Source organism: Sneathiella sp., from assembly GCF_041689005.1.
GTDB lineage: Bacteria > Pseudomonadota > Alphaproteobacteria > Sneathiellales > Sneathiellaceae > Sneathiella.
The window spans coordinates 1-8,324 of the sequence record NZ_JBDNHC010000003.1 but is presented as its reverse complement, the minus strand read 5'-3'; the positions used below and the strand labels follow the sequence as shown (position 1 = coordinate 8,324).

Below are 8,324 nucleotides of genomic sequence, written 5' to 3'. Positions count from 1 at the left end.
TTTGACCGTTGACGAGTTGTTGAGCAAGGCAAGAATGGCCGTCAGGTCATCGCAACTGTTGCTCGATGCAGATGATCTGGATGGCGCCTGCAATCGCGCCTATTACGCAATGTTTGACGCCGCACGCGCGGCCCTTCTGGCAACCGGCACGACACCGAGCCTTGCGTCGATCAAGACGCACAGCGGCCTCATATCCGCATTTAGTCTGCAACTCGTGAAGACTGGAAAAGTATCCGTGGATCTGGGCAAGGCCATTAACAAGGTTGAAGACCTTCGATTGGTTGCCGACTACAAAGGTGACATCATCGAAGTCGAACAGGTTGCATGGGCGCAAGAACAAGCCAGAGTTTTCGTTGCGACCATGGAAAAGCTGATAGACGACCTGCCGCCATTACCTACGCCAACGGACACGTGAGTCGCCGCAAGCAACCGATGAGGCTTGCATGCAAGTCGACCCGCATCCGCAGCAATCGATCAACGTCAGTATTAGTGCTCCAGGAATGGCTGTTTTCAGGCCGCCAAGGCGAACGTGCCAAGGTCTGTTCGCGAAGGTGATGCAGCACACTTGCCGGCGTTCCAGCTGCAGAAGGCAAGACAAACCGGAACCGACATCCTCCACAATGCGTCGACGCACACCTGGTGCCCTATCCACCCCACCCTCACCACCACGATCCAGGCTCAATCCTATGTATGTCACTGTCAACAACACCCGCATCTATGTCGACATCGAAGGCGCCGGCCTGGTGCCTGATGGCGCCTCGATGCGCCAGCGCCCCACACTCGTGTTACTGCACGGTGGGCCCGGATTCGACCACAGCCTATTCAAGCCCGTGTTCTCGGAGCTGACAGACATTGCGCAGATCGTTTACATGGATCATCGCGGCAACGGCCGTAGCAGTCACGATGCCCCGTCAACCTGGAACCTCGCGCAGTGGGGTGATGACGTACGCGGTGTGTGCGACGCGCTGGGCATCGTGAAACCCATCGTCTACGGCGTGTCGTTCGGTGGCTTCGTGGCCCAGTCGTATGCCACCCGGCATCCGGAGCATCCTGGCAAGCTGGTGCTGGCCAGCACCGCCGCCCGGGCCGACTGGCCGGCCGTGTTCGATGCATTCGAACGCATCGCTGGCCCGGAGGCGCGCGACCTCGCGCGTGACTATTGGCTCACGCCCACCCCCGAGCGGCGCATCGCTTACCGCGAAAAGTGCCATCCGCTGTACCACACCCGCCCCCAGAGGGATGCGCAAGCGACCGCGCGCGCCATCGTGCACGACCCGGTCAACCTGCATTTCGCCACCGACGAATTCCGTCGCATGGATTTTCGGGCCGCTTTGGCGCGCGTGGCCTGTCCGACGCTGGTGATGGCGGGCGATAGCGACCCGATCACGCCGCTCGCCTTCAGCGAGACCATCGTCGCCCACCTGCCAACGGCGCTAACGCGGTTCGAGCGGTTCACCGACTGTGGGCACGGCATCGTCAACGACGCGCCGCAGCGGCATTTCGCGGTGCTGCGCGATTTCATGCTGTCCTGACGACAGCGTATCGCTCGCTCATCGACCCACCGACATCAAACCGCCCATCGACGCTCCCTCGCTTGAGCGCGGATCGGGCGCCGCCACGCGCAGGATCTCAGCAAGTTGCCTTAGTCTTCGGACTGCGCAGAGAGGCTGCGCCTGGTGCGGGGCGAGGTGAGGCGCTTGTCGCTGACTGCCGCGCCGTTGGCCGAGTGGGTACTGGGGCCACACGTGGCGTTGTTGGCGTGACTGGAGCACCTTTTGGCAGGCGCGGACAACACCAGTTCAATGACGCAGCAGTTTTACCAGAGCTTGTAGCAAGTCGCATTGCAGCCCGACAGTTAGACTGTTCTTCATGAACGCCGAGTCCATTCCGAATTTCAGCAATCCTGCTGCGACGTTATGGACAACCATTTCAACTGACGCGAAGAAGCTACTTCTGTCAAATGTTTGGTATGGTTCGAACTATCCGTTCACTTGACGAACGCTGTTCCTGATAGTCACCTGGTGAACAAACCGTAATAGATAATTTCGCTGCAAACATAAACGGATTTAATGAAGACAGTACTTGAAGATATGACCAAAGATCCCGTGCCATTTTCGCAAGAAAAAGACTATTTCATCACGCGCGGCAGCAAACGCTACGCTGGAATTCATCTGATTATTGATTTGTATGGCGCATCGCATCTCAGTGACATTGCATATATTGAAAAAACCATGCGACGTTGCGTTGAAGCATCGCGAGCCACGCTCTTGCATATCCATCTACATCACTTCGAACCTGATGGAATCAGTGGTGTAGCTGTGCTCGCTGAAAGTCATATCTCGGTGCACACATGGCCCGAAAGCCGCTATGCCGCGTTTGATGTATTCATGTGCGGTGACACCAATCCTGAGGTTTGCATCAATATCATGCGCGAGGCTTTTGAGGCCGAGCATTTAGATGTAAAAGAAATTTTAAGAGGTGAAGTCAATGAGTGAATTCAAATGGTGGCATGAACGTTCGGACGGACTGGGTATCACCACATCGGTTGAGGTGAAACTATTGCACTCAGAGCAAAGTCCGTATCAGCTCATCGAAATCTATGACCACCAATCTTTTGGCCGGTTACTCGTGCTCGACGGCTATATTCAGGCAAGCCAAGCGGATGAATTTATTTATCATGAAATGGCTGTCCATGTGCCACTGCTGGGCCGCGAACGCAAAGACGCGTCTGTTCTCATCATTGGTGGTGGAGAGGGCGGCATATTGCGTGAAAGCCTCAAGCATGATTTCGTCACAAACGTCACCATGGTCGAGATCGATCAACGCGTCATTGATCTGGCGAGCGAATATCTAGCAGTGAACGGTGACTATAAAGATCCGCGCGTGACACTCATCATTGACAATGCCGCCAACTTTGTAAGCCAAGCAGTCAAAGACGGAAAACACTATGACCTTATCGTACTTGACCTCACTGAGCCCGTCGGTCCATCTTCCTGTCTCTTTACGGAAAAGTTTTTGACAGAAGTCGTCTCCCTGGTCTCCGAGACTGGCGTGATACTCGACTCTGACAGCATTTATTTGTCACTAAGCGGTGGCGACTTTCTGCAGGAGGTTAGCGGTGATGGTGATAATTTGATGACGGTGATGCAACGCACCAAGCTTTTGCCGCATATTGATGTCTACCACACTAATATTCCACTTTACCCTGGTGCCGATTTTGGCTTCTTCCTCTATAGCCGTGATGGGGTATCTTTGCGAAATCCGATTAAAAAGTATCAGGGCAAGCATTATAATTCCGATGTCCATCAGGCTTCTTTTGCACTGCCAAACTGGCAGAAAGAGTGGTTAAAGTGTTAGCAAGGAAGATAACCCTGCTTGCTTGACCAACGCTCGATACCGCGCCTCGTTAAGCTTGTGCATTTGTCCGATGAGCGGCGGCCCGGCAAGAACAAGAATGAACGCAAGAAAGTAAGCATGATTGGTATTCATGGCGGAATGGGGCCGCTGGCTACTGCTGATTTTTTCAACAAAGTGATAGCGGCAACGTCGGCAGCGGTCGATGCTGACCATGTTCCGCTGCTGATCCAGTCCGACCCGCGCGTGCCGAGTCGGCCTGCGGCTATCTTGCGGGGCGAAGAGTCACCACTGCCTGCACTTTTGGCCGGCCGTGACCGGCTGATTGCGGCTGGCGCCATCGCACTGGCCATGCCCTGCAACATCGCGCACTTCTGGTTTTTCGAACTGCTGGAGGACTGCCCGGTGCCGTTTTTGAGTATTGTTGACGCCACCTGCGATGAGGCGGCCGACCTGGCCGCACCGGGAGCACGCATCGGTTTGATTGCCACGGGCACAACCCTTGCTAAGCACCTGTTTGACCAGCGCCTTTGATCGATGGGTTTCCTGCCGCTGCTGCCTGAAGCCGACGAGATCACGGCGCTGTTGCTTCCGAGCAAGCCGTAAAGGCGCTACTGACCCGTGGTGCGACGACCGTGACAATGGCATGCACTGAAACACCTTTAGCACTCGACGCAATAAGGTCCGACTTGCGCCTGGCATGCGTGGACTGCACTGCCGCATTGGCACGCAGTTGCGTCCGCTGGTGGCACACGCGAACCAATTGGCGGTTGGATGAAACTTGATCAACTCGATTACGCGCCCATGGAATTGGTGTAACCAACTGTCGATCAACACCCAGGGCGATGAAATCCTGCTGTTGCATGCTCGGCGCCTCGCAACTACCCCCAATTTCCAGGCGCCACGTGCAAGGGGGTGTCTTTAGTCGCCCTTCGGGCGCCTTCCAACACCCCCTTGCACGATTAACTCAGGATCAAACCCAGTAGCCTTTGCCGCCAGATTTACGCGTTTTCTGACAGCCGTTCACTTCAGCGGCGCCATGATGCACCTCGCCACACAGAATGCACACAACCATTCTGTGACGCGATTCGCTTCAATGGGCTGATTACTACGCTAACTCCGCGTTGGAAAAGGCTATGAACGAAAGGGCTTTTAAAGGGCTTTGACTTGACAAATATTTGTTCAAACATATACTCAATTTGTTTGATAGCTTCATTCGTTATAAGGATGAAGCTCAAGCCAACGCGCCAAACCTCAAGCTCCGCCTTCGCGATAGCTTGTTAGAAATTCCAAGATCATCGTCTCTTGCACTGGGTTGTCGGTGCATGTCGCCAATGGCTGCTCTCGCGCTCCGCGACGAGATGTCCTACCCCCGTAATCGCAGAAGGAAATCCGAAATTAAGAAAAACAGCTTGGCAATCATGGTCGGCGCAGAAGTGTTGCGCACATCCCTGCACGACAACCCGCAACGTACGGCGATCGACACCAAACCCGGCGGGTGTCCATGATTCGCTCCTCATCTCTAGCGCGCTGCGGCCAAGCCACGCGCTGCCCACGCGCCCAACCAAAAGGACAAATAAATGGCCACCTATGACCCCGAAGATGTTGTCATCGAACTGCGCAAACGCGCTGCCAAACTCGGCAGTAAAACCATCAGCTTGGCGATCGCGGGATTGTTGCTGTTGTACTTCGTCGCGACGAGTTGGTTCACAGTGCAACCGGCTGAGACCGGCATCATCCAGCGCTTTGGTGCTGTGCATCGCACGGTAGGTCCCGGCCTGCACTTCAAATTTCCAAGGGGCATCGAGAAAGTACGCATGCTGCCCACGGCCCGCGTGCTGAAAGAGGAGTTCGGCTTCGCCACAAGCTCGACGGAAAACACTCGAACCGAATACGCCGGCGACAAAATTCCATTCAAGGAAGTCTCATTGATGCTTAGCGGGGACCTGAACGTAATCGATCTGCAGTGGATCGTCCAGTACCGGATCGAAGATCCGACCAGCTACCTGTTCCAGGTGCGCGAGTCCCGCAAGGCTATTCGGGACACCTCCGAAGCCGTCATGCGCCGCGTCGTTGGCAACCGACTGGGCAGCGAAGTCCTGACTGTAGGCCGAGTCGGCATTGCAACCGAGGTCAAGGCGGAGATGCAAAAAATTCTCAGTGACTATGGCACAGGTGTGCGATTGGTTACGGTGGAGCTTCAGGACGTAACACCACCGGACCCGGTCAAACCCGCTTTCAACGAGGTCAACGAGGCGCGTCAGGATCGGGAGCGAACCATCAATCAGGCGCAAGAGCAAGCCAACCGAGAAATTCCCAAGGCGCGCGGCGAAGCCGTTCAAACCGTCACGCAGGCCGAGGGTTACGCCGTCGAGCGGGTCAACCGCGCAGAAGGCGAAGCGACGCGATTCAAGGCCATCCTGGCGGACTACAAGAAGTCGCCGGAAGTCACGCGCAGCCGACTCTATCTTGAAGCCATGGCCAGCATCCTGCCGAAAGCGAAAGCCCTCTACATCGTCGATAGCGACCAACAAGCCATGCTGCCCATGCTGAGCATGGACGGGGCACAGCAGCCCATTTCAGGGTCTCAGGCCAGTAAGCCGCCAGCCGGCGTGAACGGAGGAATACAGAAATGAAGAAAACAACTACTGTCGGACTCGGGGTCTTGCTACTGGCATTTGTCGTCGCTTTCTCCGGGACCTTCTACACCCTGGAAGAAGGCAAGCAGGCGGTGATTGTGCAGTTCGGCCGACCAGTCGGCGAGCCCGTCACCAGCGCCGGGCTGCACATCAAGATTCCGATGATCCAGGAGGTGCGTCTCTTCGAGACGCGTTTGCTGGCATGGGATGGCGACCCGAACCAGATCCCTACCAAAGGGCGTGAATTCATCTGGATCGACACGACGGCACGCTGGCGTATCGCCGATGCCAAGACTTTCCTGGAAAACGTCGCCACAGAAGCGGGCGCTCGATCACGGCTGGACGACATCATCGACTCGGTGGTTCGCGACCAGGTGTCTCGTAGCGAACTGGTCGACCTGGTCCGCAGCGCTTCGTGGGCTACGCCTCAGGGGCAAAACCTGTCGGATGTGCCGGCGGAGGTACAGGAATTATTGAAACAGAAGGTCACGCGTGGCCGCGAGGAGATCACCCGCAACATTCTGTCGGAAGCCAGCAAGATCATGCCTCAATACGGAATTGAACTGGTGGATGTCCGCATCAAGCGACTCGACTACGTGGAAAGTGTGCGGGAAAGGGTCTATTCCCGGATGATCTCGGAGCGTAAGCGCATCGCCGCACAGTTCCGCTCAGAAGGAGAAGGCGAGAGCGCTCAGATCCTGGGAACAATGGAGAAGGAGTTGAGCCAGATCCGCTCAAGCGCCTACCGCAAGGTCCAGGAAATTCGAGGAAAAGCCGACGCCGAGGCGGCACGCATCTATGGCGATGCCTATAACGGCGACCCCGAGTTTTATGCCTTCTCGCGGACTCTGGAGGCCTACAAGGAAGGACAAAATGAGAACTCGGTGATGATTCTCACCACTGACAGCGATTACTACCGCTACCTCAAAAACTCCGGCGGGGCCGCCAAGGCCCGATCGACACGTTGATCTCGAACGCCAGGCGAGTGCCCTTGCCTGGCAGTTTCTCCAAATGATGTTGTTCGATTATTTGGCGACTTCCACCAGCGTAAACAATCCGGTCTTTTCCCGCTTCCCTCTCAGCTCGAACTCCCCCTTCGCAATCAATGCATACGACCCGCCAAGACTCAGCTTTGATGCCAAGTCTTCAGACAGCAGAAGATCAACCTCAAGTTCATTGCATTTCGACTGCACCCTGGCCGCGGTGTTCATGACATCGCCGGTGAAAAACAGTTCCTTCTTCAGCGCTCGAATTTCACCGGTGGTGACCGTTCCACAATGGAATCCAGCTTTGAATTCCGGCACCAGACCGTACTTCTCCCTATACACAGAAGCCTCCTTTTCGAACGCCTGCTTGAGCTTGAAGAAGCAACGAATGCAGTTATCGTGGTCCAGTCCTCTGTCGATACTCCAGGACACGATGATCTCGTCTCCCGCATATTGGTAAACCTCGCCCCAAGTATCAATAATTGCGTTTGTCGTGTCACAATAATACTGATTGAGGAGCAGGAAATAGGTGCTGTGGCCTAATTTTTCTGCAATAGTGGTGGAGGACTTCATGTCCAGAAACATGAAAATTCTCTCTTCTTCAACCGGTCGATGGTATTTTCCTGTGAAGAAATTACCGAATACATTCCCTCCCAAGTAGTCAGAAGTCTCCGAAACATACAGCGACACAAGGATCGTGCATCCTGCGTAAATAACGATGCTCCAAAAAGCGAAGTTGCCGAGGAAAGCGCCAAGTGACGCGATCACTTGGGGGTCGAACGTCGTGACGCCATACCTGGCAGCGCTGGCAGCGCTGGCAGCGCTGGTAGCCAAAGAAATACCCACCAACATTACAAAAATTACCAGGAGGTAAACCATGGTTTTGAAAACAATCTTCTTCCAGAACGGTCTGTGGATAAAGAGCTTGTTCATGAACATAACCTCGGCCGCGCCAAGCAACGATCCGACTACAAAAGCAGCAATAGGCGTAACCAACAGCGCACTATGGAAGTCGTAGGGATTGTTGGTCGAAGGGTATTGGGTTGCATCCCCCAACAGACCATATTCAATAAATACGTACATCAAGCTGAACGCGCACCACATGATTCCGAATGGAATAATCTTCATCAGGTTTCGCCGGTGCCGGGGGTTAAGCCACATGTTCAAGATCATCTCAGGAAGCTCTGCATAACTACTGCAGATGTGTGATTGCGCGATAACAAGGCCAATGCGGGGAGCGCTGGCCCGCCTGCTACCGCCGCATCAATGTCACAGCGGAACTCCAAATTACGAGGTTAATGGATTTCCGCGGTAATTGACGGACTTTGAGACTCACCGCCGGCGA

9 protein-coding genes are annotated in these 8,324 nt (G+C 55.0%); 7 read left to right on the top strand and 2 right to left on the bottom strand.

Annotated elements, in window-relative coordinates:
- The 5 genes from ACESNI_RS00555 to ACESNI_RS00535 form a co-directional block, all read left to right on the top strand.
- Window positions 1-415: HEPN domain-containing protein (locus ACESNI_RS00555; RefSeq protein ID WP_373083903.1), on the top strand; the 415-nt coding region annotated here is incomplete at its 5' end.
- A gap of 271 nt (window positions 416-686) precedes the next feature.
- Window positions 687-1,532 carry an alpha/beta fold hydrolase gene (locus tag ACESNI_RS00550; RefSeq protein WP_373083901.1) on the top strand — a complete coding sequence of 282 codons (846 nt, stop codon included), beginning with the start codon at window positions 687-689 and terminating at the stop codon, window positions 1,530-1,532.
- Window positions 1,533-2,069: 537 nt separating this feature from the next.
- A complete protein-coding gene (gene speD / locus ACESNI_RS00545) occupies window positions 2,070-2,495 on the top strand; it encodes an adenosylmethionine decarboxylase (RefSeq protein ID WP_373083899.1) in 426 nt (141 codons plus the stop codon).
- Entirely contained in the window at window positions 2,488-3,357 is an 870-nt protein-coding gene (locus ACESNI_RS00540) for a polyamine aminopropyltransferase (RefSeq protein WP_373083897.1), read from the top strand. Before speD ends, ACESNI_RS00540 begins: the two co-directional genes overlap by 8 nt.
- 18 nt (window positions 3,358-3,375) lie before the next feature.
- Window positions 3,376-3,888: an aspartate/glutamate racemase family protein gene (locus ACESNI_RS00535; RefSeq protein ID WP_373083895.1), complete on the top strand. Its 513-nt coding sequence runs from the start codon at window positions 3,376-3,378 to the stop codon at window positions 3,886-3,888.
- A 40-nt stretch (window positions 3,889-3,928) separates the two neighbouring features.
- Here the strand turns inward: ACESNI_RS00535 and ACESNI_RS00530 are convergent, their stop codons facing one another.
- Complete coding sequence (locus ACESNI_RS00530; protein WP_373083893.1) at window positions 3,929-4,219, bottom strand: hypothetical protein; 291 nt, start codon at window positions 4,217-4,219, stop codon at window positions 3,929-3,931.
- A 715-nt stretch (window positions 4,220-4,934) separates the two neighbouring features.
- On the opposite strand from ACESNI_RS00530, the gene hflK reads away from it, so the two are divergent.
- Together hflK and hflC are read left to right on the top strand one after the other, a co-directional pair.
- The gene (gene hflK, locus ACESNI_RS00525) at window positions 4,935-5,990 is read left to right on the top strand and encodes an FtsH protease activity modulator HflK (RefSeq protein WP_373083891.1); all 1,056 of its coding nucleotides are present in this window, start codon (window positions 4,935-4,937) and stop codon (window positions 5,988-5,990) included.
- Window positions 5,987-6,961 (top strand): protease modulator HflC, encoded by a 975-nt coding sequence (hflC, locus tag ACESNI_RS00520; RefSeq protein WP_373083889.1) that lies wholly within the window; start codon window positions 5,987-5,989, stop codon window positions 6,959-6,961. Before hflK ends, hflC begins: the two co-directional genes overlap by 4 nt.
- A 57-nt stretch (window positions 6,962-7,018) precedes the next feature.
- Here the strand turns inward: hflC and ACESNI_RS00515 are convergent, their stop codons facing one another.
- Window positions 7,019-8,107 (bottom strand): adenylate/guanylate cyclase domain-containing protein, encoded by a 1,089-nt coding sequence (locus ACESNI_RS00515; RefSeq protein ID WP_373083887.1) that lies wholly within the window; start codon window positions 8,105-8,107, stop codon window positions 7,019-7,021.
- Window positions 8,108-8,324 lie beyond the last annotated feature (217 nt).